This window comes from Streptomyces sp. CB00316, from assembly GCF_001905595.1.
Classification (GTDB): domain Bacteria; phylum Actinomycetota; class Actinomycetes; order Streptomycetales; family Streptomycetaceae; genus Streptomyces.
Map to the genome: position 1 here is coordinate 125,587 of NZ_LIXI01000013.1, position 23,599 is coordinate 149,185.

The following is a 23,599-nucleotide window of genomic DNA, read 5'->3' on the forward strand; positions in this document are numbered from 1 at the left end:
CCCCAAGGGGTGAGGTCGGTGCGGGGAGGTAGACTTAAACGTGTCTGGCCGGACGCAAGCCCGCGCTTGCCCCGAGCGAACCTGTGTGGGATGCCGGGAGCGAGTGGCCAAGAGCGAGCTGCTGCGCATCGTGGTGGACGAGGGTGCCTGCGCCCCTGATCCACGCGGTACGCTGCCCGGCCGGGGTGCTTATGTGCACCCCACCTCTGTCTGTCTCGACCTGGCGGTTCGCCGCCGGGCGTTCCCCCGGGCCTTCAAGGCCAAGGGGCCGTTCGACACCGCGGCACTCACGCGGTTCGTCGAGCGGGTGACACCGTAAGAAAGTGAACGTGAACGGCACGGGACCCCGTGCGGTCAGGTACCTCGCGAGTTGGAAGTAGGTCGAGATTGCGATGAGCACTCGATGAGTACGCGATGAGTACGCCCATGAAGTAGCGACGGTCCGGCGGTAACCCGGACCTAAAAGGAGCGATGTGGCTAAGGTCCGGGTATACGAACTCGCCAAGGAGTTCGGCGTCGAGAGCAAGGTCGTCATGGCCAAGCTCCAAGAACTCGGTGAATTCGTCCGTTCGGCGTCCTCGACGATCGAGGCGCCGGTTGTACGTAAGTTGACCGACGCACTGCAGGGGCCCGGCGGCAACGCCGGCAAGTCCGCTGCCAAGCCTGGCGCGCCCCGCAAGGCGACGCCCGCAAAGCCCGCAGCGCCCTCCCCGGCCGCTGCGGCACGTCCCGCTGCCCCGAAGCCCGGCGTACCGGCTGCCAAGCCGGCCGCTGCCGAGGCCCCGGAGACCAGCACCCCCGCGGCGCCCTCCGCGCCGTCGGCGGGCCCCCGTCCGGGCCCGAGGCCCGCGCCGAAGGCGGCCCCGGTGACCCCGGTCCCGGCCGCCGAGTTCTCGGCTCCGGCTCCGGCCCAGCCGGCCGCCCCCCAGCAGCCCCAGGCCCCGCGTCCCGCGGCCGCCGCCCCGGGTCCCCGCCCTGCCCGTCCGGCTCCGGCCGGCGGTCAGCGTGACGGTGGCGCCCGCGACGGTGGTCAGCGTGACGGCGGCCGTGGTGGCGAGCGTGGCGGAGACCGCCCCGCACGTCCCGCGGGCCAGGGCGCACCGCGCCCCGGCGGCGCCCGTCCGGCCGGTCCCCGTCCGGGCAACAACCCCTTCACCTCCGGCGGTTCCACCGGCATGGCGCGCCCCTCGGCGCCCCGTCCCGGCGGTGCCCCGCGCCCCGGTGGCGGCTCGGAGCGCCCCGGCGCCCCGCGTCCCCAGGGCGGCCCCGGCGGCGCCCCGCGCCCCCAGGGCGGTCAGGGTCAGGGCGGTGCCCGTCCCACTCCGGGCGGCATGCCCCGCCCGCAGACTCCGCGTCCCGGCGGCGGTCCCGCCGGTAACCGGCCGAACCCGGGCATGATGCCGCAGCGTCCCGCTGCCGGCCCGCGTCCCGGTGGCGGTCCCGGTGGTGGCCGTGGTCCCGGTGCCGGTGGCGGCGGTCGCCCCGGTGGCGGCGGCGGTCGTCCCGGTGGCGGTGGCGGCGGCTTCGCCGGCCGTCCGGCCGGTCCCGGTGGCGGCGGCGGCTTCGCCGGCCGTCCGGCCGGTCCCGGTGGCGGCGGCGGTGCCGGTCGTCCCGGCGGCGGCGGCGGCTTCGGCGGTCGTCCCGGCTTCGGCGGGCGTCCGGGTGGTCCCGGTGGCCGTGGTGGCACGCAGGGTGCGTTCGGCCGTCCCGGCGGTCCGGCGCGTCGTGGCCGTAAGTCGAAGCGGCAGAGGCGCCAGGAGTACGAGGCCATGCAGGCCCCGTCCGTCGGCGGCGTCATGCTGCCTCGCGGCAACGGACAGGCTGTCCGGCTGTCGCGCGGTGCCTCGCTCACCGACTTCGCGGAGAAGATCAACGCCAACCCGGCGTCGCTCGTCGCCGTGATGATGAACCTCGGCGAGATGGTCACGGCGACGCAGTCCGTCTCCGACGAGACGCTCCGGCTTCTCGCGGACGAGATGAACTACGTCCTGGAGATCGTCAGCCCCGAGGAGGAGGACCGCGAGCTGCTCGAGTCCTTCGACATCGAGTTCGGCGAGGACGAGGGCGGCGAAGAGGCCCTGGTCTCCCGTCCGCCGGTCGTGACCGTCATGGGTCACGTCGACCACGGTAAGACCCGACTGCTGGACGCGATCCGCAAGACGAACGTCGTTGCGGGCGAGGCCGGCGGCATCACGCAGCACATCGGTGCGTACCAGGTCTCCTCCGAGGTCAACGGTGAGGACCGCAAGATCACCTTCATCGACACCCCGGGTCACGAGGCGTTCACCGCCATGCGTGCACGTGGTGCGAAGTCGACCGACATCGCGATCCTCGTGGTGGCGGCCAACGACGGTGTGATGCCCCAGACGATCGAGGCGCTGAACCACGCCAAGGCGGCCGAGGTGCCGATCGTGGTCGCGGTCAACAAGATCGACGTCGAGGGCGCCGACCCGACCAAGGTGCGCGGTCAGCTCACCGAGTTCGGTCTGGTGGCCGAGGAGTACGGCGGCGACACCATGTTCGTCGACATCTCCGCCAAGCAGGGCCTCAATATCGAGGCGCTCCTGGAGGCCGTCGTCCTCACCGCCGACGCCTCGCTGGACCTGCGGGCCAACCCGGAGCAGGACGCGCAGGGTATTGCGATCGAGTCCCACCTCGACCGCGGTCGCGGTGCCGTCTCGACCGTCCTGGTCCAGCGCGGAACGCTGCGCATCGGCGACACGATGGTCGTGGGCGACGCCTACGGCCGAGTCCGCGCCATGCTCGACGACAACGGTCAGAACGTGCAGGAAGCGGGTCCCTCGACCCCCGTCCTGGTGCTCGGTCTCACCAACGTCCCGGGCGCCGGCGACAACTTCCTGGTCGTCGACGAGGACCGTACGGCCCGTCAGATCGCCGAGAAGCGTGCCGCCCGTGAGCGCAACGCCAACTTCGCCCGCAAGGGTGTCCGGTTCTCCCTGGAGAACCTGGACGAGGCGCTCAAGGCCGGTCTGGTCCAGGAGCTCAACCTCATCATCAAGGGCGACGCGTCCGGTTCGGTGGAGGCTCTCGAGTCCTCGCTGCTCCAGCTCGACGTCGGTGAAGAGGTCGACATCCGGGTCCTGCACCGCGGTGTGGGTGCGGTCACCGAGTCGGACATCAACCTGGCGATGGGTTCCGACGCCATCGTGATCGGCTTCAACGTGCGCGCCGCAGGGCGTGCCGAGCAGATGGCCGAGCGCGAAGGCGTGGACGTCCGGTACTACTCGGTCATCTACCAGGCGATCGAAGAGATCGAAGCGGCCCTCAAGGGCATGCTCAAGCCGGAGTACGAAGAGGTCGAGCTCGGCACGGCGGAGATCCGCGAGATCTTCCGCTCGTCCAAGCTGGGCAACATCGCCGGTGTGCTGGTCCGCTCCGGCGAGGTCAAGCGCAACACCAAGGCGCGCCTGCTGCGTGATGGCAAGGTCATCGCGGAGAACCTCAACATCTCCGGTCTGCGCCGCTTCAAGGACGACGTCACCGAGATCCGTGAAGGCTTCGAGGGCGGTATCAACCTCGGAAACTTCAACGACATCAAGATCGACGACGTCATCGCGACGTACGAGATGCGCGAGAAGCCGCGAGGCTGATCCGCAGAGATCTGATCGGGTTCCGGGGGTCCGCCCCCGGAACCCGGCCACCACGGTCGGGGCCGGTCGACGGGTCGTATTTCCGTCGATCGGCTCCGGCCGTTCCGGTACGGTTCTGATGTCCCCGCCAAGTTCTGGCGGGGCACGAACCCGAACCGGCGGGACATCCGGACACACATGTATGTGGGGACCCTGTCCTTCGATCTGCTCCTCGGCGACGTACGGTCGTTGAAGGAGAAACGCTCCGTCGTCCGTCCGATCGTCGCCGAACTCCAGCGCAAGTACGCGGTGAGTGCGGCGGAGACCGGCGGGCAGGATCTCCACCGCAGGGCCGAGATCGGCCTCGCCGTGGTCTCCGGTGACGCCGGACACCTGACGGACGTGCTGGACCGGTGCGAGCGGCTGGTGGCCGCCCGCCCCGAGGTGGAGCTGCTGTCGGTGAGACGGCGGCTGCACAGTGACGAAGACTGACACGCAAGCGAAATCAGAAGGAAGAGTGACGGACCGGTGACCGACAACGCGCGGGCCCGCAAGCTGGCCGATCGCATCCAGGTCGTGGTCGCGGAGACCCTGGACCGGCGAATCAAGGATCCGCGGCTGGGATTCGTGACGATCACGGACGCCCGGGTCACCGGCGACCTGCGGGAGGCCACGGTCTTCTACACGGTCTACGGCGACGACGAGGAGCGCGCGGCCTCCGCCGCGGCGCTGGAGAGCGCCAAGGGCGTCCTCCGCTCCGAGGTCGGCCGGCAGACCGGGGTCCGGTTCACGCCGAGCCTGGCCTTCGTCCCGGACGCCCTCCCGGACAACGCCCGCACCATCGAGGACCTCCTCGACAAGGCGCGCGCCAAGGACGCCGAGGTGCGCGAGGTCTCCACGGGCGCGAAGTACGCCGGCGACGCCGACCCGTACCGCAAGCCCGAGGACGAGGACGAGGAAGCCGACGTCCCCTCCGAGAAGAACGAGGGCCCGGCCTCCGCATGACCGAGCAGACCATCACGCCGGACGGCCTTGTCATCGTCGACAAGCCGTCCGGCTTCACTTCGCACGACGTCGTGGCCAAGATGCGCGGCATCGCCCGCACCCGCCGCGTCGGCCACGCCGGAACGCTCGACCCGATGGCGACCGGTGTCCTCGTCCTCGGCGTCCAGCGGGCCACCAAGCTCCTCGGTCACCTCGCACTGACCGAGAAGGAGTACCTGGGCACCATCCGGCTCGGTCAGGACACCGTCACCGACGACGCCGAGGGCGAGATCACCTCCTCCGCCGACGCGTCCGGCGTGACCCGTGAGGGCATCGACGCCGGAGTGGCGGCCCTGTCCGGCGCGATCATGCAGGTCCCGTCCAAGGTCAGCGCCATCAAGATCGACGGCAAGCGGTCCTACGCGCGGGTGCGCGGCGGCGAGGAGTTCGAGATCCCGGCCCGCCCGGTGACCGTCTCCTCCTTCCGCGTCTACGACGTCCGCGAGGCCGTCGCCGAGGACGGCACCCCCGTCATGGACCTGGTCGTCTCCGTGGTCTGCTCCTCGGGGACGTACATCCGCGCGCTGGCCCGGGACCTCGGCGCCGGGCTCGGCGTCGGCGGCCACCTGACGGCTCTGCGACGTACCCGGGTCGGCCCCTACGGACTGGACGCGGCCCGCACCCTGGACCAGCACCAGGAGGAGCTGACGGTGATGCCCGTCGCCGACGCGGCCGCCTCCGCCTTCCCCCGCTGGGACGTCGACGAGAAGCGCGCCAAGCTGCTCCTCAACGGCGTACGGCTGGACATGCCCGCGTACCCGCCGGGGCCGGTCGCGGTCTTCGGGCCCGACGGGACGTTCCTCGTGCTCGTGGAGGAGGAGAAGGGCAAGGCCAAGAGCCTCGCCGTCTTCGCCTGATCCGTCGCCGCACGGTGTTTTCGTCCGAACCCTTCCCGCCCTTCCTGTGTGGAGCGGGCACCACCCCCCACCCGGTGCCCGCTCCACATTCCCCACCCCGGGACCATCTCTGCTCCGCCAGGACACGGCTATTCACTCCATCGGACGGGCGCTCGGAGTGAATACCGGGGGCGTGGGGGGCGCTTTCCCCGTCCGCGCGCTCCTGGAGATCACCGGCGGCCTACCGTCGGACCATGGGCAGTGGGGACCGGTCGACGTTGGTGAGGATCTGTGATCAGGTCGGCCGGCCGCGGGGGACGGGATTCGTCGCGGACGACCGCGGCACGGTCGTCACCGCCCACCAGGCCACCGCCGCCCCCGGACCGCTCCTCCTCCACGGCACCGACGGCCGCACCTGTTCCGTCGGCCCCGACGACATCACCGCGCTCCCCGCCCTCGGCCTCGCCCTCCTGCGTACGGGCGGCTCCGGGACCCTCGACGTGGAGCCGCTGCCCATCGCCGCACGGGAGCGGATCGAGCCCGGCAGTTACGTCGGGATCGCCGCCCACGGTCGCCGTGAGGCCCGCGTCCTCGGCACGGCCCCCGCCACCTACACCGCCCCGGACGGCGCCCATCCGGTCCCCGCCGCCCTGGAGCTGGCCCTCGGCACCGACGGGCGCGACGCCCTGCGCTCCGGCGGCGCGGCCATCGGGGGACCGGTCAGCGACCCGGCCACGGGCGCGATCCTCGGCCTCCTGTGCACCGCCCTCACCACCCCGTACGAGGCCGCCGGGCTCGCCCTCCCCATCCCGCGCGGCGCCGACGCCGCCCTCGACGCCCTCCTGGCGCGCAACGCCACCGCCGCCCCCGCCTACGGCCCCGACCTCAACCTCGCCGGTGCCCTCCAGCTCACCGCCACCTCCGTCGGCTCGGCGGACGGTCCGAAAGCCCGCACCGCCCCCGTCGAGCGCGAGGACGTGAGCGCGGAGTTCGCCGCCTTCGAGACCGGCACGGGCACGGTCCTGGGCCTCGTCGGGGCCCCCGGCACCGGCCGCACCACCGAGCTGGCCGCCCTCGCCGCCCGCCGGGCCGACGGCGCGGCGCCCGCTCCCACGCTCTGGCTGCGCGGCGCCGACCTGCTGGCCGACGACACCTCGGTCGCCGACGCGGCGGACCGTACGCTGACCCGCTCGGCCCGCATCGTCGCCGCGGCCGGGGCCCTCGGTGACATGGCGACGGCCACCGCGGAACGGATCGCCGCTCTCGCCGCCGACGCGGGCCACCCCCTCCTCGTGGTCCTGGACGGCCCCGAGGAGATGCCCCCGCTGCTGGCCCACCGGCTCGCCGAATGGACGGCGAACACCGCCGGCTGGCTGCGCGAGCACGGCGTCCGGCTCGTCGTAGCCTGCCGCCCCGAGCACTGGGAGACAGCAGGCGCCCTCTACCCGCCCGGCGCCCTGCACCGCCCACACCGCCCCGCCCGGGCCCTGCCCCCGGCCCTGCGCCTGGCCGACCTCACCCCCGACCAGGCCGACCGGGCCAAGGAGCGCCTCGGCATCCCGCCGCACGCCCTCGCGCCCGGCCACGACCGGCATCCGCTCACCCTGCGGCTGCTCGCCGAGGTCCGCGAGGCCCTGCCGCCCGGTGTCCCGGGCCGCCCCGACACCGAGGACGTCTTCGGCGCCCACCTGGACCTCATGTGTGTGCGCATCGCGGTCCGGATCGCGGCCGCCGCCGGCGAACAGCCCCGAGGCACCGCCGTACGCCGACTGGCCGCCCGGGTGGCGGGTCAGGTCCACGAGGCGGCCCGACGCTGCCTGGGCCCGGGGCAGGGGGAGCTGGGCCGCGAGGCGTTCGAGGAGGTCTTCCCCTGGCGCACGGGGTGGGCCTCCGCCGTGCTGACGGAGGGGCTCCTCGTGCCCGCCGGGGCCGGCTACCGCTTCGCCCACGAGGAGCTGGGCGACTGGGTGCAGGGCGCCCATCTGGACCTGGACGCGGCGCTGCGCTCGCTGGTGCACCGGTGGCACCGGGGGAGCGGGGCAGTGGTGCACCAGCCCAGCGCCCCGACCGAGGGGGATCCGCGCTCCCTGCCCGTGCCCCGGCACCGGATCGGCCCGGTGATCCAGGCGATGGTGCTCCTCGGCCGCCGCCAGGGCACCGCCGCGCTCGCGCACCGGATGGCCGACCTGATCGAGGCGCTGGACCGGCTCTGGAACGACGAGGGACACGGTGGCGAAGGAAGCCGAGGCGAGGGTGCCCGCCGCGAGAATCCACGCCACCGAGCCCCCCGCGACGAGGACGCCGCCTGGTGGGCGGCCCACCTCCTCGGCGGCAGCCTGCTCCGGGTGCCCGACGCCCGTCCGTACCTCGGCGTCCTGCGGGTCCTCGCCGGGCGCATCACCCGCCGCTCGGCCGCCACCGGGGGACCGGCGGGCCCAGGGGCGTACAAAGAGTTCGGCCCCTGGTTCTGGCGGCGGCTCCGGCTGCCCGAGGAGGACCGGATCGACCTCCTGCGCCGCCTCGTCCCCGCCGACGGGGTGCCCCGCACCGACGGCGACGAGCGGTACCTGGACGCCGTCGCCCGCCGCCTCACGCTCAACGCCCCCGTCGTACTGCCGCTGCTCTGCCGCTGGTTCACCGACGAACGCCCGCTGCTGATGGGTCCCGACGCGCCGGACGAGGGCCTGCGCCCCACCGTGGCCGCCGCCGCGCAGGCCCTGCTCCACGCCCGCCGCGACCTGGCCGTCGACGACCTGACCGACGCGCTCATCGCCACCCCGCACACCCGGGCCGGGGAACTGCTCGCCGCCCTCGCCGAGGACGAGCCCACCGCGCTCTGCCGGGCCGTCGAGCGCTGGGCCCGCGACGAGGACCGCCCGGCCCGCCGCTCCGCCGCCGCCCGGTACGCCGGACTCCTCCAGCCCCGGATCACCGCCGACGGGGACCGGGCGCTGCTCAGGTCCGCCGCCGAGGTCCTGCTGGAGCGCCCCGAGGACAGGGAGCTCCACGCCGCCGCCCTCACCCTCCTCGTCCGGGACCCGAGGAGCAGGGGCCGCCACCTCCCGCAGGCGCTCCGCCGCTTCGCGCACGGCGACCCCCGCCTCCCCGTCGAGCTGCTCGCCGAGGTCTTCCCCCTCCACCCCGAGCCGGTCCTCGCAGCCCTCCGCGCCCGCCTGGCCCGCCCCGGCGACGGTGCGGCGGCGGTCCTGCGGGCCCTGGCCGGGCTGGACACGCCCGCGCTCGCGCTGCACGTCGCCGGGCTCGTACGCGAGTACATCGACGCCCACCCCGAGGACGGCACCCCTGCCGCCGAGTACGTCGACCTCCGCCTCGAACACGGCCCCGCCGCCCGCGCCCTGCTCCTCCCCCTGGTCACCGGGCTGCTGAGGGACCGCCCCGCCCCGCCCCCGGTCCGCGCCGCACTGGCCCGGGTGCTCGCCGGGGCCGGGAGCGCCGCGTCCCGGCCGCTGCGGGCCGAGCTGCTGGAGGTCCTGCTGGAGTTCGAGCAGACCACCGGACGGGACCCGGACGTCCTGGACGCCCTCCTCCAGGCCGCGGCGGCCGGGGCGGGTGCCCGCCCGGAGATCCGTACGCGCGCCCTCGTCCACCGCGCCGGCATGCTCCTCGTCCGCACCCCCGAGGGCGCCGCCCGCTTCGACCGCCGCCTGGTCGAGCTCGCCCGGGACGTGCCCGGATTCGCCGCCCTCGTGATCCGCTGGCTCGCCGACGCCCCGCAGGAGTGGGCGGCCGTGGTGGGCCCCAGCGCCCGGCGCACGGTGGAGGCGTTGGAGACATCACGTCGGGCGATGCCGATGCCGATGCAGGCGGCGGGGCGTGAGCATGGCAGTCTTAGACCTGCGTAATCGACATACACACGTACACAGGTTCGGGCGAGGAGCGGTCACAGTGCAGCGCTGGCGTGGCTTGGAGGACATCCCCCAGGACTGGGGGCGCAGCGTCGTCACCATCGGCTCCTACGACGGCGTGCACCGCGGACACCAGCTGATCATCGGCCGGGCCGTCGAGCGCGCCCGTGAGCTGGGCGTTCCGTCCGTCGTCGTCACCTTCGACCCGCACCCCAGCGAGGTCGTCCGCCCCGGCAGCCACCCGCCGCTGCTCGCCCCGCACCACCGCCGCGCCGAACTCATGGCGGGGCTGGGCGTGGACGCGGTGCTGATCCTGCCGTTCACCGCGGAGTTCTCGAAGCTGTCGCCCGCCGACTTCATCGTGAAGGTCCTCGTCGACAAGCTGCACGCCAAGGCCGTCATCGAGGGCCCGAACTTCCGCTTCGGCCACAAGGCCGCCGGAAACGTCGCGCTGCTGACCGAGCTGGGCGCCACCTACGACTACACCGTCGAGGTCATCGACCTGTTCGTGACCGGAGAGGCGGGCGGCGGCCAGCCGTTCTCCTCCACCCTGACCCGCCGCCTCGTCTCCGAGGGCGATGTCGCCGGCGCCGCCGAGATCCTCGGCCGCCCGCACCGCGTCGAGGGCATCGTGGTCCGCGGCGCCCAGCGCGGCCGCGAACTGGGCTTCCCCACGGCCAACGTGGAGACCCTCCCGCACACCGCGATCCCCGCCGACGGCGTCTACGCGGGCTGGCTGGAGGTGGCGGGCGAGTCGATGCCCGCCGCGATCTCGGTCGGCACCAACCCGCAGTTCGACGGCACCGAGCGGACGGTCGAGGCGTACGCGATCGACCGCGTAGGACTGGACCTGTACGGGCTGCACGTGGCCGTCGACTTCCTCGCGTACGTACGCGGCATGCTGAAGTTCGACACGATCGACGACCTGCTGGTGGCGATGGCCGGCGACGTGAAGCGGTGCAGCGAGCTGATCGCCGCGTACGACCGCACGCACTGACGCACCCGCTCCCCGTGCGCCCCGCCCGGGGACGGCGGATGCTGGCAGGGTGCACGACATCCTGCCCGGCCTCCGGGCCCGCTGCGCCGCCGGTACGCCCTTCGCCCTGGCGACCGTCGTCGCCGTGCACGGCAGCGCGCCCCGCGATCCGGGCGCCGTCCTGGCTGTCGACGAGGCGGGCACCGTGCTCGGCAGCGTCTCCGGGGGGTGCGTCGAGAGCGATGTGTACGAGGTGGCCCGCGAGGTGCTCGCCGGGGCGGGGCCGCGCGTGGTGTCGTACGGGATCAGCGACGACGAGGCTTTCGGCGTCGGGCTGACGTGCGGCGGGACCATCGAGGTGCTGGTGCGCGCGTACGCGTCGGAGGCCGAGCTGGCGGAGCTCGCGGCGCTGCTGGACCTGATCGCCGACGGCCTGCCCGTCGCCGAGGCCACCGTCCTGTCGGGTGCGGCGGAGACCGGCGCGCGCATGGTGGTCCGCGCCACCGACGCACGCGGCACTCTCGGTACGGAGGGGCTGGACGCGGCCGTCACGGATGACGCCCGCGGGCTGCTGGAGCAGGGACTCACCGGCATTCGGTGGTACGGGGCGCACGGGCAGCGCCGGATGCAGGAGGTCGCCGTCTTCGTCCGGACGTACGCCCCGCCGCCCCGCATGCTCGTCTTCGGCGCCATCGACCACGCGGCGGCCACAGCCCGGATCGGCTCGTTCCTCGGTTACCGGGTCACCGTCTGCGACGCCCGCCCCGCCTTCGCCACCCGGGAACGGTTCCCGACCGCCGAGGAGGTGGTGCGCGCCTGGCCGCACGACTATCTGAAGGAGACCGAGGTCGACGCCCGTACGGTGATCTGCGTCCTCACCCACGACCCGAAGTTCGATGTGCCGCTGCTCGCCGCCGCGTTGCGCACCCCGGCCGCGTACATCGGGGTCATGGGCAGCCGCCGCACCCACCACGACCGGCTCGCCCGGCTGCGGGAGGCCGGGGTGGACGAGGCGCACCTGGCCCGCCTCGCCTCACCCCTGGGCCTCGATCTCGGAGCCCGTACGCCGGAGGAGACGGCGGTCTCCATCGCGGCCGAGATCATCCAGCACCGCTGGGGCGGCACGGGGCGTCCGCTCGGCGAGCTGACGGGGGCGATCCACCACGGGTTCACGCCTTAGCGCCGCACGCCGCCGCCCAGTGGCACGCCACCTGGGTCATCGCCCCGCCGTTCAGCACCGGCAGGTCCACCGTGCGGCAGGCCTCCGCCACCCCGGCTCGTTCCGCCTCGCCCGAGGCGAGGACCTGGCAGCGGACGTGGAAGCGGCAGCCCGACGGCACCTTCGACGGGTCCGGGGGCTCGCCGGTCAGGACGACCGGTGCGCCCTCCGCCTCGGGGAGGACGGACAACAGGGCCTGTGTGTAAGGGTGCTGAGGGGCCGTGAGCAGCTGCTCGACCGGGCCCGTCTCGACGATCCGGCCGAGGTACATGACCGCCACCCGGTCGGCGATGTTCCAGGCGAGCCCGAGGTCATGGGTGACGACCAGGGCCGAGAGGCCCAGTTCGTCCCGGAGGCGCAGCAGGAGGGCCAGGATCTCGCCCCGTACCGACGCGTCCAGCGATGCCACCGGCTCGTCCGCCACGATCAGCTCCGGCTCCAGGACCAGCGCGCCCGCGATCACCACGCGCTGGCGCTGGCCGCCCGACAGCTCGTGCGGATAGCGCAGGAAGAAGCGCTCCGGCGGTCGCAGCCCGGCGCGGGAGAGGCCCTCCGAGACGGCCGCCCGTTCGTCACCCGCGTACCCGTGGATGCGCAGGCCTTCGGCCACCGCGTCGTACACCGTGTGCCTCGGGTTGAGCGAGCCGCTGGGGTCCTGGAGCACCAGCTGCACGCGCTTCCGGTATGCCTTGAGCGCCCGGCCCGCGTAGTCCAGCGGGGCACCCGCGAAGGTGACCCGGCCGGCGGTCGGCGCGACCAGGCCGAGCAGCGACCGGGCCAGCGTCGTCTTGCCGCACCCCGACTCACCGACCAGCGCGACGATCTCGCCGGGCCGGATGTCGAGGTCGACGCCGTCGACCGCGCGGGCGGTGGCGGCGCCGCGCCGGCCGGGGAAGGTGACCTTCAGGGCCTCGGCGCTGAGGAGAGGGGTGGTGCGGACGAGGGGGGCCGTGCTCATGAGGTGCTCCTCGATCGGTCCGAAGCGGGGGCGTCCACCAGCACGCAGGCCGCCCGCCGTTCGCCTCCGGCCTCCCGCAGCTCCTGGTCCTTCGTGGCGCAGGAGTCCAGCGCCACCGGGCAGCGTGGGTGGAACGTACAGCCGCCCGGCAGCGCCGCCGGGTCCGGCGGGTCGCCCGGCAGGCCACGCGGCGCGCGCCGGGAGGCGAGGTCCCCGATCTTCGGGAAGGCCGCGGAGAGCGCCCGGCCGTACGGGTGACGGGCCTCCGCGTACACCTCCCTGGCCGGGCCCTCTTCGACGACCCGGCCCGCGTACATCACCGAGAGCCGGTCGCAGGTGTCCGCCAGCACCGCGAGGTCGTGGCTGATCATGATCAGCCCGACGTCCTGGTCGGCCACCAGCTGCTCGATCAGGCGCAGGATCTGGGCCTGGATCATCACGTCCAGGGCCGTCGTCGGCTCGTCCGCGACGATCAGGCGCGGATCGCAGGCCAGCGCCATCGCGATCATCACGCGCTGCCGCTGACCGCCGGACAGCTCGTGCGGGTACGCCTGGGCACGGGCGGCCGGCAGGCCCACCTTTTCCAGCAGCTCTCCGGCGCGCTTGCGGGCGGCGGCCGGGGTGGCCTTGCTGTGCAGCAGGATCGGTTCGGCGATCTGGTCCCCCACCCGGTGGACCGCGTTGAGCGAGTGCATCGCGCCCTGGAAGACGATCGACGCGCCCGCCCAGCGGACCGCCCGCAGCCGCCCCCACTTCATGGTGAGGATGTCCTCGCCGTCGAGCAGGATCTCCCCGGTGAGCCTGGCTGACGCGGGGAGGAGCCGCAGCAGTGCGAGCGCCAGCGTCGACTTTCCGCAGCCGGACTCCCCGGCGATGCCGAGCTTCTGTCCGGCCTCCACTCGCAGGTCGATCCCCCGTACGGCGGGGACGGCACCGGCCCCACCGCCGTACGTCACGGTCAGGTTCCGCACCTCCAGGAGCGGCGGGTCACCGACAGGCTTCGAGAGGCCGGGCCTGGGGGACGGGTCCGGGTTCGTCGTGGTGGTTGTTGCCGTCAACGGGGCACCCCCAGCTTGGGGTTGAGCACGGACTCGATGGCGCGGCCGCAGAGCGTGAAGGCGAGCGCGACCACGGCGATGGCGAGTCCGGGCGGGGCGAGGTACCACCAGTTACCGGAGCTGACCGCCCCCGCCTCACGGGCGTCCTGGAGCAGCCCGCCCCAGGAGACGATCGTCGGATCGCTGAGCCCGAGGAAGGCGAGGGTCGCTTCGGTGAGGATGGCGGTGGAGATCACCAGCGTGGTCTGGGCGAGCACCAGCGGCATCACATTGGGCAGGACGTGGCGGGACATGATGTGGCCGTGTCCGCCGCCGAGCGCCCGCGAGCGTTCGATGTACGGGCGGGACTCGACGGAGAGCGTCTGCGCCCGGACCAGGCGGGCGGTGGTCGGCCAGGTCGTCACGCCGATCGCCAGGATCGTCGTCCAGATCGACCGGGAGAGGACCGTGGCCAGGGCGATGGCCAGAACGAGGGTCGGCATCACCAGGAACCAGTCGGTGACCCGCATGATGACGGTGGCGTACCAGCCCTTGAAGTGGCCCGCGGTGATCCCGATGAGGGTGCCGATGGCCACGGAGAGGAAGGCGGCCAGCAGACCGACGGTGAGCGAGACGCGGGTCCCCCAGAGCATCAGGGCCAGCAGACTGCGCCCGAACTGGTCGGTTCCCAGGGGGAATTCACCGCTCGGTGCCTCCATCGGGCCGCCCGGGGCGTTGGTCACGCTCTGCGAGTCGGCACCCACCAGCAGGGGCGCGGTCAGCGCGAGGAGGGCGATCACCGCCAGCACGGCGAGGCCGACGAGTCCGGCCCGGTGGGTGCGGTACTGCCGCCAGAAGCGGAGGGCGGCCTGCCGTCGCCGGGCCCGGGCGAGGGCGCGCGGGCTGTCCGTCCGTGCGGTTTCGGCTTGGTCGGTCGTGACGGTCATCGGCCCACCCGGGGATCCAGCAGCGGATAGATCACATCGGCGAGCGTGTTCATCAGGATCACCGCGGAGGCGAAGACGAAGAACAGCGCCTGCACCAACGGCAGGTCGGGCACGCTCAGCGCCTGGTAGAAGAGGCCGCCGAGCCCCGGCCAGGAGAACACCGTCTCCACCAGGATCGCCCCCGCCACCGTGGTACCGAGGTTCACGAAGAGCAGCGTCACCGTCGGCAGCATCGCGTTCGGCACGGCGTGCTTCCGGCGTACGAGGTCGTCCCGCAGCCCTTTGGCGCGGGCGGTGGTCAGGTAGTCGCTGCCCATCTCGTCCAGCAGCGAGGAGCGCATCACCAGCAGCGTGCGCGCGTACTCCACCGCGACGAGCGTGATGACGGGCAGCACCATGTGGTGGGCGATGTCGAGGACGCGGTCGAAGCCGGTGGTGGAGCCTGACTCCATGCCACCGGTCGGGAAGAGCCCGGGGATCGGGCCGATGCCGACCGACAGGGTGATGATCAGGAGCAGGCCGAGCCAGAACGAGGGCACCGAGTACAGCGTCAGCGCGAACGCGGTGTTGGTGCGGTCCCCGGCGGAGCCGTTGCGCCAGGCGGAGCGGGCGCCGAGCCAGATGCCGAGCAGCGTGTAGATGACGAAGGCCGTGCCGGTGAGCAGGAGCGTCGCGGGCAGCGCCTCGGCGATCTTGTCGATGACGGGGGCCCGGAACTGGTACGACGTACCGAAGTCGCCGGTCAGCGCCTTGCCGCAGTACTGGGTGAACTGCTGCCAGAGCGGCAGGTCGAGCCCGAACTCACGGCGCATCGCCGCGATCTGTTCGGTCGACACCTGACGGCCGCCGGTCATCTGCTTGACCGGGTCGCCGGGGATCAGCCGGAAGAGGAAGAAGCTGGTGACGAGGACGGCGAAGAGGGAGACGGCCGCCCCGGCCAGCTTGCCCGCCGCGTAGCGGAGGTAGGCGGCCGTCGAGCGGGAGCGCGGCGAGCGGGCCGGCGGCCCGGCCGGAGCCGGGCCGCCGGATTCGGTGCTCTCCACGCCCGCCGCGCCTTTCAGGAGCGCGGGAGTGCTTTCTGAGCTCATGGACTATTCACGGTCTTCCGCGGTGGAGCGGCGACGCATGGCGAACAGCAGTCCGCCACCGGCGAGGACGACGACGGCGATCCCGACCCCGACGAGCACCCCGGTGGAGGAGCCACCGGAGTCGGAGGAGGACGACGAGGATGCCCCTGCGGCAGGGACCGCCGACCACCAGCTCCAGTAGCCGTCCTGGCCGTAGATGTTGCCCGCGGCCGCCGGCATGGTGGTGATGGACTTGATGTGGTCGGTGCGGTAGGCCTCGACGGCATTCGGGTACGCCATGACGTTCATGTACCCGGTGTCGTACAGCCGCGACTCCAGTTGCCGCACAAGATCCGCCCGCTTGGCGGGGTCGTACTCGGCCAGTTGCTTCTTGTAGAGCTCGTCGTACTGCTTGTCGCAGATGAAGTTGTCCGTCGCGGCTGACTCCTTCGCCTTGGACGGCAGCGCGGCACATGTGTGGATCGAGAGGACGAAGTCGGGGTCCGGGTTGACGGACCAGCCGTCGAAGGCGAGGTCGTACTCACCCGCGTACCAGGGGTCGGAGACGTTGTCGAGGCAGTCGACCTTCAGCCCGATGCCCTGCTCGCCCCACCACTCCTGGAGGTACTTGCCGATCGCCTTGTCGTTCGGGTCGGTGGCGTGGCAGAGGATGCGGAAGTCCAGCGGCTTGCCGTCCTTGCCGACGCGCTTGCCCGCGCTGTTCTTCCTGTACCCGGCCTCGTCCAGCAGGGCGGCGGCCTTCGCCGGGTCGTAGGCGAGCTTCTGGCCGTCCGAGGGCTTCCAGAAGTAGTCGGAGAAGCGCGGCGGGATGTACCCCTCGCCCTCGACGGCGTGGCCCTGGAAGACCTTGTCGATGATCGTCTTGCGGTCCACCGCCATGAACAGGGCGTGCCGCACCTTCTGGTCCAGCAGCGCCGGGTGGCCGTCGCCGAACTTCTTCCCGTCCTTGGTACGGGCTCCGGGGTTGACGGCGAGCGCGAAGAAGCGCCGGCCCGGGGCGTCGTTCACCTTGATGTCCGGGGCGTTCTCCAGCGAGGCGGACTGGGCCGGGGTCAGGCTGGGGCTGCCCGCGACGAAGGACACCTCGCCCTTGCGGAGAGCGGCGACGGCCGCGTCCTGGTCCTTGTAGTAGCGGAAGACCAGCTCGTCGAACCTGGGCGAGCCGCGCCAGAAGTCCTTGTTGGCCTTGAGCTTCACATAGCTGTCGACCTTGTAGTCCGTCAGGATGAACGGGCCGTTCCCCACGACGGGGAAGTCCTTGTCGTTGTTGAACTTGGCGAAGTCCTCGACCTTCTCCCACACGTGCTTGGGCACGATCGGCACATCGAGCGCGGCCATCGTGGCCTGCGGCTCCCTGAGCTGGATGACCAGCGTGTCCTTGGTGGGCGCGGTCACCTTCTCGAAGTTGCCGACGAAGCTGCCGTTGGAGGTGGCGGCGCCCTCGTCGGTCATCATCTTGTTGAACGTCCAGGCCGCGTCCTCGGCGGTGGCCTGCTGCCCGTCGGACCACTTCGAGTCCGGCCGGATCGTGTACGTCCACGTCAGCTTGTCCGCGGACGGCTCCCACGCGGTGGCCAGGCCCGGGATCGCCTTGTTGTCCTTGGCGTCGTAGTTGGTCAGGTAGTCGTACATGAGCCGGTGGATGCTCGTGCTCAGCAGCCGCTGGGCGAGGAACGGGCTCAACGAGTCGACGCTCTGCGCGACGGCGACCGTGAGCGTGAGCGTCGTCTTCCCGTCGTCGGCGCGGGCCTCGGAGGGCGCGGGCGCGAGCGGGTTTCCCGGGACGACGGCCCCGGCGGTGAGGGCCAGGGCGGCCGCGCCCGAGGCCAGCAGGGTACGCGGACGCCTGCCGGGCCGGAGGGTGCGGGAGGAGACTCTTGTGACCATGGACGGGGACCTCGCGTCATCACTCGCTTGAGAAGGCGGGTTGATCTCTGGTTCGCCAGCTGGTGAAGCGAAGGTTTATCAGCGGTCGCGAGGCTCGTCAACGGTCAGTCAAACCGCGTGTGGGCTGCGGAAATACCCGAAAGGGCCCCCACCGCGCGAGCGGTGCGGGCCCTTATTGGTTTAGACCTCTAACGCCTTACTGGTGAGGGGCCTGCGGCGGCTGCGGAGGCCCCTGCTGCCACCCGGCCGGATCCACCGGACCCTGCAGATCGGGCTGGCCTGCCGGGTTGTCCTGACCACCCGGCTGACCGCCCGGCTGTCCCTGCGGGGGCGCGGCCGGGGCCGGTCCACCCGACTGGGCCTGCGCGTGCGGCGCCTGCTGCCACCCGCTCTGCTGTCCGGCCGGGCCCGGGTGCGGGGGATAGGGCTGCTGCGGGGGCTGGGCAGTGCCCGGCTGATATCCCCCGTACGGCGGCTGGGGTTGCTGTCCGGGGTAGGGCTGCTGACCCGGCATCGGCTGGCCTTGGCCCTGGTGACCCTGCTGGCCGGGGTACGGCTGCTGCTGCGGCGGCTGGTAGTGCTGGCCGGGGGCGGGCTGCTGGGGCGCGTACGGCTGCTGGCCGCCGGGGCCGCCGGGCTGCTGCGGCGGGTAGGGCTGCAGGTGCGGCGCCTGGGGCTGGTGCGGGGCGTGGGGCTGCTGGCCCTGCTGCCCCGGGATCGGCTGGCCCTGCGCCGGGTAGCCCTGCCGGCCCGGCATCGGCGGGGCGTACTGCGGGGGCGGGTTCTGGCCGTCCGCCGTCCACAGCCCCTGCTGCTGCTGGGCGCGTGCGAAGTCCTCCGCGACGAGGGCCGAGAGGTTGAAGTACGCCTCACGCGTCTTGGGCCGCATCATGTCGAGGTCGACCTCGGCGCCCGCCGCCAGGTGCTCGTCGAACGGGACGACCACGACTCCCCGGCAGCGCGTCTCGAAGTGCTGCACGATGTCGTCGACCTTGATCATCTTGCCGGTCTCGCGGACCCCCGAGATGACGGTGAGCGAACGCTGCACCAGGTCCGCGTACCCGTGCGCCGAGAGCCAGTCCAGCGTGGTGGAGGCGCTGGAGGCACCGTCGACCGAGGGCGTGGAGATGATGATCAGCTGATCGGCGAGGTCCAGCACGCCACGCATGGCGCTGTAGAGGAGGCCGGTGCCCGAGTCGGTGAGGATGATCGGGTACTGCTTGCCGAGCACGTCGATCGCGCGCCGGTAGTCCTCGTCGTTGAACGCCGTGGAGACGGCCGGGTCCACGTCGTTGGCGATGATCTCCAGCCCGGAGGGGGCCTGCGAGGTGAACCGCCGGATGTCCATGTACGAGTTGAGGTACGGGATCGCCTGGACCAGGTCCCGGATCGTGGCCCCGGTCTCGCGCCGTACCCGGCGCCCCAGCGTGCCCGCGTCCGGGTTGGCGTCGATGGCGAGGATCTTGTCCTGCCGCTCGGTGGCCAGGGTCGAGCCCAGCGCGGTCGTCGTCGTGGTCTTGCCGACGCCGCCCTTGAGGCTGATGACGGCGATCCGGTAGCAGGAGAGCACCGGCGTACGGATCAGCTCCAGCTTGCGCAGCCGCTCGGCCTCCTCCTTCTTGCCGCCCAGCTTGAACCGGGAGGCGGCGGAGGGGTTACGGCTGCTCTTCGCCTTCTGCTTGCCCCTCACGAGCCGGTCGGAGGAGAGCTCGACCGCTGCCGTGTACCCGAGCGGCGCGCCCGGTACGGAACGCTCGCGCTGGTCGTGGGTGACCGGGGTGGGCCAGGCGCCGCCCGCGCGGGGGTCGACGGGCTGGTCCGGGCTGCCTCGGTGGCCCGGCTGCTGGCCCTGCTGCTGGGCGTGGGGCGGCTGGGGCTGACCCTGCTGCTGTCCCTGCTGCTGGTACGGCTGCCCCTGCTGGGGGGTGGCCGGGGCGACGGGGGCGGGCAGGTTGGGGGTGGCCTGCGCCGGGAAGGGGGCGGGCTGCTGGCCCTGCTGGTGCTGCTGCGGTGCGTTGGGGGCGTGGGGCGGAGAGGCCTGCGGGAAGCCGTAGCCGCCTTGGACACCTTGCGGGGGCAGCTGGTGGTGCGGCTGTTGCTGCGGGAAGCCGTAGCCGGCCGAGCCCTGGGGGGCCTGGGGCGGCAGGGGGGTGCCCTGGGGGCCCTGGCCGGGGAACTGCTGTGGCTGCTGCGGCGCGTGAGGCTGCTGAGGTCCCTGCGGCGGCTGGGCCGCGTGCGGGAAGCCGTAACCGCCGGGGGCCTCGTGGGGCGGCACGGGGGCGGGCCACTGCGCCGCGGGCTGCGGGGCGGTGGGCTGCGGGGCCGCCGGCTGGAAGGCGGGCGGCAGCGGCGGCAGCGCGCCACCCTCGGCGGGCGCGGACCACGGGACCGGCGCGGCGGAGACCTGCGGTCCGGGCGGGGCGGCGGGCGGTGCGTCCTGGGGAGCGGCGTCCAGCGGGTCGGCGCCGGCCTGGGGGCCTGCCTCGGCATCGGGGGAGCGGCCACCGTCCCCACCGACGTCCGCGCGGTCGTCCGCGTCCGCCGGGTCCGCCACGTCGGCGGAGGCTGCGGGCTTCGGGGTGTCCGCGACGGCCGGTGCGTCCGTTTCGCCGCCCGTGTCCGTGCGCGTGCCCGAGTCGTGGCCGGTGGCGGTAGAACCCGCGTCCGCACCGTCGGCGTCCGTGGAGCTCGACTCCGTACGGGAGGAAGCCGAACCCGGCTCCGTACCGGACAGGCCGGAGTCCGCCTCCGCATCCGCGGCGGAAGCAGCCGCCGCCTCGCGCTCGGCGATCTCCCGCTTGAGGGCGGCCGGGGAGAACCGCATCGTGGCGCCGCTCTCCACATCGCCGCCCCCGAACGGCCCCGGGTCACCGGTGGCATCGGCGGAGGCGGCCGGAACGGCCGGCACACCGGGAACGACGGGCCCGACCGGATCGGCGGCGGCAGCGGGCGCCTCCGGAGCGGCCGGCTCGACGGGGGAATCCGCGGGGGCGGGCGGTGCCGGAGGAGCAGGGGCCCAGTTGGGGTCGAACCCGCCCTGGGACGGCTGCTCCGGCACGGACACCGGGGCCCCGTGCGGCGGCGGAGGCGGCGCCAGGTGCGAGCCCGCGCCTCCCGACGAGTCCCCCGCCGCGTTCTGCGTGTACCAGGCGGGAGGGGTGTAGTCGATGGTGAACTCACCCGTCATCTCGGCGGGATCCGCGTCGGACGACTCGTCGACGGGCGTGTTCCATCCGCCGCGGATCTCGTCCCGATCGCTGTTCACTATGCCTCCTGGTGTGGTCGAGCACCCTTGTGCCGTGGTGGGTGGGGCGACCGGTCTCATTGGGCCCGGTACGCCCGGCTCTCCCCCTTGCGACGCGCACAACCCGCTCGCAGGTTTCTTCTGCCGCGCCGCACCCACCCTAATCGCCATCGGGCGAACTCCGGCAGGCCGTATCGCACGGCGAAGAGCGCCCCCCGGGTCGCCTGCCGCTCACCGGCGAACCGAGTGCGGCAGAAGTGGAGGAGAGAGGCGGTCGATTCTGGACATGCACCGACATGACGAAGGGTGGCGGCCAGGCCCGGCCGCCACCCTCGTACCGCGTACGTCGCCTACTTGAGGTCGAACTCACCGTCGCGGGCGCCCAGGACGAACGCGCGCCACTCCGCCTCGGTGTACCGCAGGACGGTGTCCGGGTCCAGGGAGGAGCGCATGGCGACCGCGCCCCCGGGCAGATGCGCGATCTCGACCCGCTCCTCGACGTCCTCGGTGCCGGGCGCGCTCAGCCATTCCACGCCCGAGATGTCGAGAGCGTAGAGCTCGTCCTTTTCCTGCTGGGTGCCCATGCCGGCGTCCCTTCCGATCGAACTGTCGAACAGTGTGTCGTTGCGTGGTCCATGCTCCCTGGCCGGAGGGGCACATGGGGGGCGAACGGGAGAGGAATCAGTCCATCCGGCGAGCTGTACCCAGCAGACCCGTCTCCGCGTCCGTCGCACTCGTCATCACCCAGTGGTGGTCGCGGCCCGCCACCCAGAGCGTCACACCGTCCGCCAGCGTCGGCAGCGCCTCGCTCTCGGCGGGTGCGAGCCCGAGGATCCGGCCGATCTGCTGCGCCTCGTCGGGCGAGACCCGCTGGATGCCCACGAGCGCCGAGGAGCGCATCAAGCGGGGTGCCACGGGGCTGAGATAGGGGAGCAGCGTCAGTACGGACTGCCAGGGGGAGGAGATCACCCGGCCGCGGGGCGGTCGCATGCCGCAGTCGCGGATGACCACCACGGGGCTGCCGACCGTGGCACCCGTGGGCGGGACCCGCCCCACGTCGTACAGGGAGACGCACTCGAGGCCGGCGCCCGCCGCCTGCGCCAGCGTGGTCCAGGCCTGCACCCGGCCGGTCTCGACCGCCACCCGCGCACCGGTGCCCGCGGCGCGCAGCGCCAGCACCTGCGCCGTCCACAGCCCGCCGATCAACGTGACGTCGTACGGGACCGGGCGGTGGAACCCGATCAGCTGCGGGCGCCCCTCCGCGTCGTTGCCGATGATCACGCCGTCGTCGCCGACCGGGAGCGACAGGGCGCCGAGGTGGTCGGTGGGCACGGTGTGGCCCGCGTGGCGGGGGCCGAGCAGTCCACGCCTGGCCCCGGTCCGCTCAGTCACACCACGCGCCACTGCTGCTCCGCCTCTCCGCGATCCGCTTCTCACTGGGCCCCTCCGAGGGGGAGCGTCGCCAGCACGCCGGGCAGCTGTTCGCGGTCCAGCCGCGCCAGACCCACCTTCGCGTGCCGGGCAGCCTGCTCCAACGTCCTTCGTACGCCGACCAGTTCGGTGTCCGACCCGCCCGTCACCCGGACGTGGCCGCTGACGCTCGTCTCACCCTGCCGCGCACCGCGCCGCACGGTCAGGCTGAAGGTCGTGGCGTACGCGGGGACCGACGTCAGCAGCGCGACCAGCTGCGGGAGCGGCGTCGCTCCCCGACCCAACTCGGGCCAGCGGTCCACGGCGTACGTGGTGTGCCACCGGTCGTCGCACCGCCAGACCCGCGACGTCTCCATCGTGCGCCGCTGGGGCGCCGCGTCCGGGCGCCCGGCGCGCCCCGAGAGCAGAGGGTTGGCACAGGCGGACGTGGCGACCGCCGAGTTCAGCTCGTCCTGGTCCAGCACGACGGCCCGGAACCCGGCCCCCGTGATCCGGCTCGCCACATGGTCCGCGACCCGCACCAGAGCCCGCTGGGCCCCTTCGAGCCCGCCGCCGCGCGCCTCGACGGCCTCCCGGCACAGCTCCGGGTCCAGCTTCACCGCCACCCAGGTCATCCGCAGGGCGGGCGCCCCGGTCTTGTCCTGGAGGGGCGCGTAGGAGAGGCGGGCCACCGACTGCTGCGGCAGATGCGGGGCGGGAGCGGCCCGTACCTGCTGCACCAACTGCGCCGATTCCAGCACGATGTCGTCGACCTGGAGGGCGTCACCGAGCAGCGACAGCGGGAGCGAGCGGGCGCCGAACGCGGGCCGCAGCGCCTCACCGCTCGCCTCCACCCGCACCGCGGCGGTCAGGAACGTGCCGTCGCCGACCATGCCCACCGTGCGGTGGTTCCGGTCGACGTAGATGTGGGGGCCGAAGCCGGGCACGTTCTCCGCGACCGGGGCCAGCATCGGCTCCGCGTCGACGCCCGGCGCCGCCGCCCGCCGCCGGGCCTTGAGCATGAGGGCGCTGGACAGCCAGTCCTGGAGCGCGCGGCCCCGGCGGCGTACCACCGCGAGCAGCACCAGCAGCACGACGAGCACACCGGCGGGCACCAGCCAGGCACCGCCGAGCGCCGCACCCACCACGGCCACCGCGAGCGCCGCCTCGATGATCACCAGTTGCCGCCGCAGCGGCCGGATGCGGCCGGTCCGCGCGGTAGCGCGCAGGGTGGTCGCCGCGGGGGCGTTCGACGTCGGGGCAGGGGTTGTGGCGGCCGGCTCGTTGCTGCGTTGCCGACGGGAAGGTCCGGAGGCTCTGCGGCCGGACCGCCCGGTACGCTCTCGCGTAGCTGCACCCATTGCCGCGTTGCCCCCTCGTGTCCGTATTCACCGTTTTTTGCACGGGTGTTGACCGGGTGGTCACCCTACCTGAGCAGTGGGGGCCGAGCCCCTGGGGGCATAGTAGGGGCCCGGTGCGACACCAGGGGCCGACGGT

At 73.1% G+C, this 23,599-nt stretch carries 17 protein-coding genes; 8 read left to right on the forward strand and 9 right to left on the reverse strand.

Annotated features, from left to right (window positions below):
- The first annotated feature begins 40 nt into the window (after nucleotides 1-40).
- The 8 genes from AMK21_RS30335 to AMK21_RS30370 all read left to right on the forward strand — a co-directional run bounded on the left by AMK21_RS30335 (nucleotide 41) and on the right by AMK21_RS30370 (nucleotide 11,492).
- A complete protein-coding gene (locus AMK21_RS30335) occupies nucleotides 41-319 on the forward strand; it encodes a YlxR family protein (RefSeq protein WP_199787082.1) in 279 nt (92 codons plus the stop codon).
- Between the two features lie 154 nt (nucleotides 320-473).
- The gene (infB, locus tag AMK21_RS30340) at nucleotides 474-3,611 is read left to right on the forward strand and encodes a translation initiation factor IF-2 (RefSeq protein WP_073882365.1); all 3,138 of its coding nucleotides are present in this window, start codon (nucleotides 474-476) and stop codon (nucleotides 3,609-3,611) included.
- 177 nt (nucleotides 3,612-3,788) lie between these two features.
- Nucleotides 3,789-4,082 carry a DUF503 domain-containing protein gene (locus AMK21_RS30345; protein WP_073882366.1) on the forward strand — a complete coding sequence of 98 codons (294 nt, stop codon included), beginning with the start codon at nucleotides 3,789-3,791 and terminating at the stop codon, nucleotides 4,080-4,082.
- Nucleotides 4,083-4,118: 36 nt separating this feature from the next.
- Nucleotides 4,119-4,595: a 30S ribosome-binding factor RbfA gene (rbfA, locus tag AMK21_RS30350; protein WP_073882367.1), complete on the forward strand. Its 477-nt coding sequence runs from the start codon at nucleotides 4,119-4,121 to the stop codon at nucleotides 4,593-4,595.
- Complete coding sequence (gene truB / locus AMK21_RS30355) at nucleotides 4,592-5,491, forward strand: tRNA pseudouridine(55) synthase TruB (RefSeq protein WP_073882368.1); 900 nt, start codon at nucleotides 4,592-4,594, stop codon at nucleotides 5,489-5,491. The genes rbfA and truB overlap by 4 nt, the downstream gene beginning before the upstream one ends.
- A 233-nt stretch (nucleotides 5,492-5,724) precedes the next feature.
- A complete protein-coding gene (locus AMK21_RS30360) occupies nucleotides 5,725-9,333 on the forward strand; it encodes a hypothetical protein (RefSeq protein WP_073882369.1) in 3,609 nt (1,202 codons plus the stop codon).
- 43 nt (nucleotides 9,334-9,376) lie between these two features.
- The gene (locus AMK21_RS30365; RefSeq protein WP_073882370.1) at nucleotides 9,377-10,333 is read left to right on the forward strand and encodes a bifunctional riboflavin kinase/FAD synthetase; all 957 of its coding nucleotides are present in this window, start codon (nucleotides 9,377-9,379) and stop codon (nucleotides 10,331-10,333) included.
- 49 nt (nucleotides 10,334-10,382) lie between these two features.
- Entirely contained in the window at nucleotides 10,383-11,492 is a 1,110-nt protein-coding gene (locus tag AMK21_RS30370) for an XdhC family protein (protein WP_073882371.1), read from the forward strand.
- Here the strand turns inward: AMK21_RS30370 and AMK21_RS30375 are convergent.
- From AMK21_RS30375 to eccE, 9 genes are all read right to left on the reverse strand, one after another.
- Nucleotides 11,482-12,489 (reverse strand): oligopeptide/dipeptide ABC transporter ATP-binding protein, encoded by a 1,008-nt coding sequence (locus tag AMK21_RS30375; RefSeq protein ID WP_073882372.1) that lies wholly within the window; start codon nucleotides 12,487-12,489, stop codon nucleotides 11,482-11,484. The two genes, AMK21_RS30370 and AMK21_RS30375, sit on opposite strands and share 11 nt — an antisense overlap.
- On the reverse strand, nucleotides 12,486-13,547 hold the full coding sequence (locus AMK21_RS30380; protein ID WP_073882373.1) for an ABC transporter ATP-binding protein: 1,062 nt from the start codon (nucleotides 13,545-13,547) through the stop codon (nucleotides 12,486-12,488). The genes AMK21_RS30375 and AMK21_RS30380 overlap by 4 nt, the downstream gene beginning before the upstream one ends.
- Entirely contained in the window at nucleotides 13,544-14,473 is a 930-nt protein-coding gene (locus AMK21_RS30385; protein WP_073882374.1) for an ABC transporter permease, read from the reverse strand. The genes AMK21_RS30380 and AMK21_RS30385 overlap by 4 nt, the downstream gene beginning before the upstream one ends.
- Nucleotides 14,470-15,561 carry an ABC transporter permease gene (locus AMK21_RS30390; protein ID WP_073882375.1) on the reverse strand — a complete coding sequence of 364 codons (1,092 nt, stop codon included), beginning with the start codon at nucleotides 15,559-15,561 and terminating at the stop codon, nucleotides 14,470-14,472. Before AMK21_RS30390 ends, AMK21_RS30385 begins: the two co-directional genes overlap by 4 nt.
- A 3-nt stretch (nucleotides 15,562-15,564) precedes the next feature.
- Nucleotides 15,565-17,448 (reverse strand): ABC transporter substrate-binding protein, encoded by a 1,884-nt coding sequence (locus tag AMK21_RS30395; RefSeq protein WP_073882376.1) that lies wholly within the window; start codon nucleotides 17,446-17,448, stop codon nucleotides 15,565-15,567.
- 196 nt (nucleotides 17,449-17,644) lie between these two features.
- Nucleotides 17,645-20,713: an SCO5717 family growth-regulating ATPase gene (locus AMK21_RS30400; protein ID WP_073882377.1), complete on the reverse strand. Its 3,069-nt coding sequence runs from the start codon at nucleotides 20,711-20,713 to the stop codon at nucleotides 17,645-17,647.
- A gap of 329 nt (nucleotides 20,714-21,042) precedes the next feature.
- Complete coding sequence (locus AMK21_RS30405; RefSeq protein WP_015611831.1) at nucleotides 21,043-21,276, reverse strand: DUF397 domain-containing protein; 234 nt, start codon at nucleotides 21,274-21,276, stop codon at nucleotides 21,043-21,045.
- Nucleotides 21,277-21,373: 97 nt separating this feature from the next.
- Nucleotides 21,374-22,084, reverse strand: coding sequence for a hypothetical protein (locus AMK21_RS30410; protein ID WP_073882378.1), 711 nt, complete (start codon nucleotides 22,082-22,084; stop codon nucleotides 21,374-21,376).
- A gap of 41 nt (nucleotides 22,085-22,125) precedes the next feature.
- Nucleotides 22,126-23,463, reverse strand: a complete 1,338-nt coding sequence (gene eccE / locus AMK21_RS30415; protein WP_073882379.1) for a type VII secretion protein EccE — start codon at nucleotides 23,461-23,463, stop codon at nucleotides 22,126-22,128.
- Between the last annotated feature and the right edge of the window lie 136 nt (nucleotides 23,464-23,599).

Excerpts from the sequence above, each read along its gene's own strand:
- AMK21_RS30345 (WP_073882366.1), top strand. The coding sequence starts at position 3,789 with ATGTATGTGGGGACCCTGTCCTTCGATCTGCTCCTCGGCGACGTACGG.
- truB (WP_073882368.1), top strand. The coding sequence starts at position 4,592 with ATGACCGAGCAGACCATCACGCCGGACGGCCTTGTCATCGTCGACAAG.
- AMK21_RS30360 (WP_073882369.1), top strand. The coding sequence starts at position 5,725 with ATGGGCAGTGGGGACCGGTCGACGTTGGTGAGGATCTGTGATCAGGTC.
- AMK21_RS30375 (WP_073882372.1), bottom strand. The coding sequence starts at position 12,489 with ATGAGCACGGCCCCCCTCGTCCGCACCACCCCTCTCCTCAGCGCCGAG.
- AMK21_RS30385 (WP_073882374.1), bottom strand. The coding sequence starts at position 14,473 with ATGACCGTCACGACCGACCAAGCCGAAACCGCACGGACGGACAGCCCG.
- AMK21_RS30390 (WP_073882375.1), bottom strand. The coding sequence starts at position 15,561 with ATGAGCTCAGAAAGCACTCCCGCGCTCCTGAAAGGCGCGGCGGGCGTG.
- AMK21_RS30395 (WP_073882376.1), bottom strand. The coding sequence starts at position 17,448 with ATGGTCACAAGAGTCTCCTCCCGCACCCTCCGGCCCGGCAGGCGTCCG.
- AMK21_RS30405 (WP_015611831.1), bottom strand. The coding sequence starts at position 21,276 with ATGGGCACCCAGCAGGAAAAGGACGAGCTCTACGCTCTCGACATCTCG.
- eccE (WP_073882379.1), bottom strand. The coding sequence starts at position 23,463 with ATGGGTGCAGCTACGCGAGAGCGTACCGGGCGGTCCGGCCGCAGAGCC.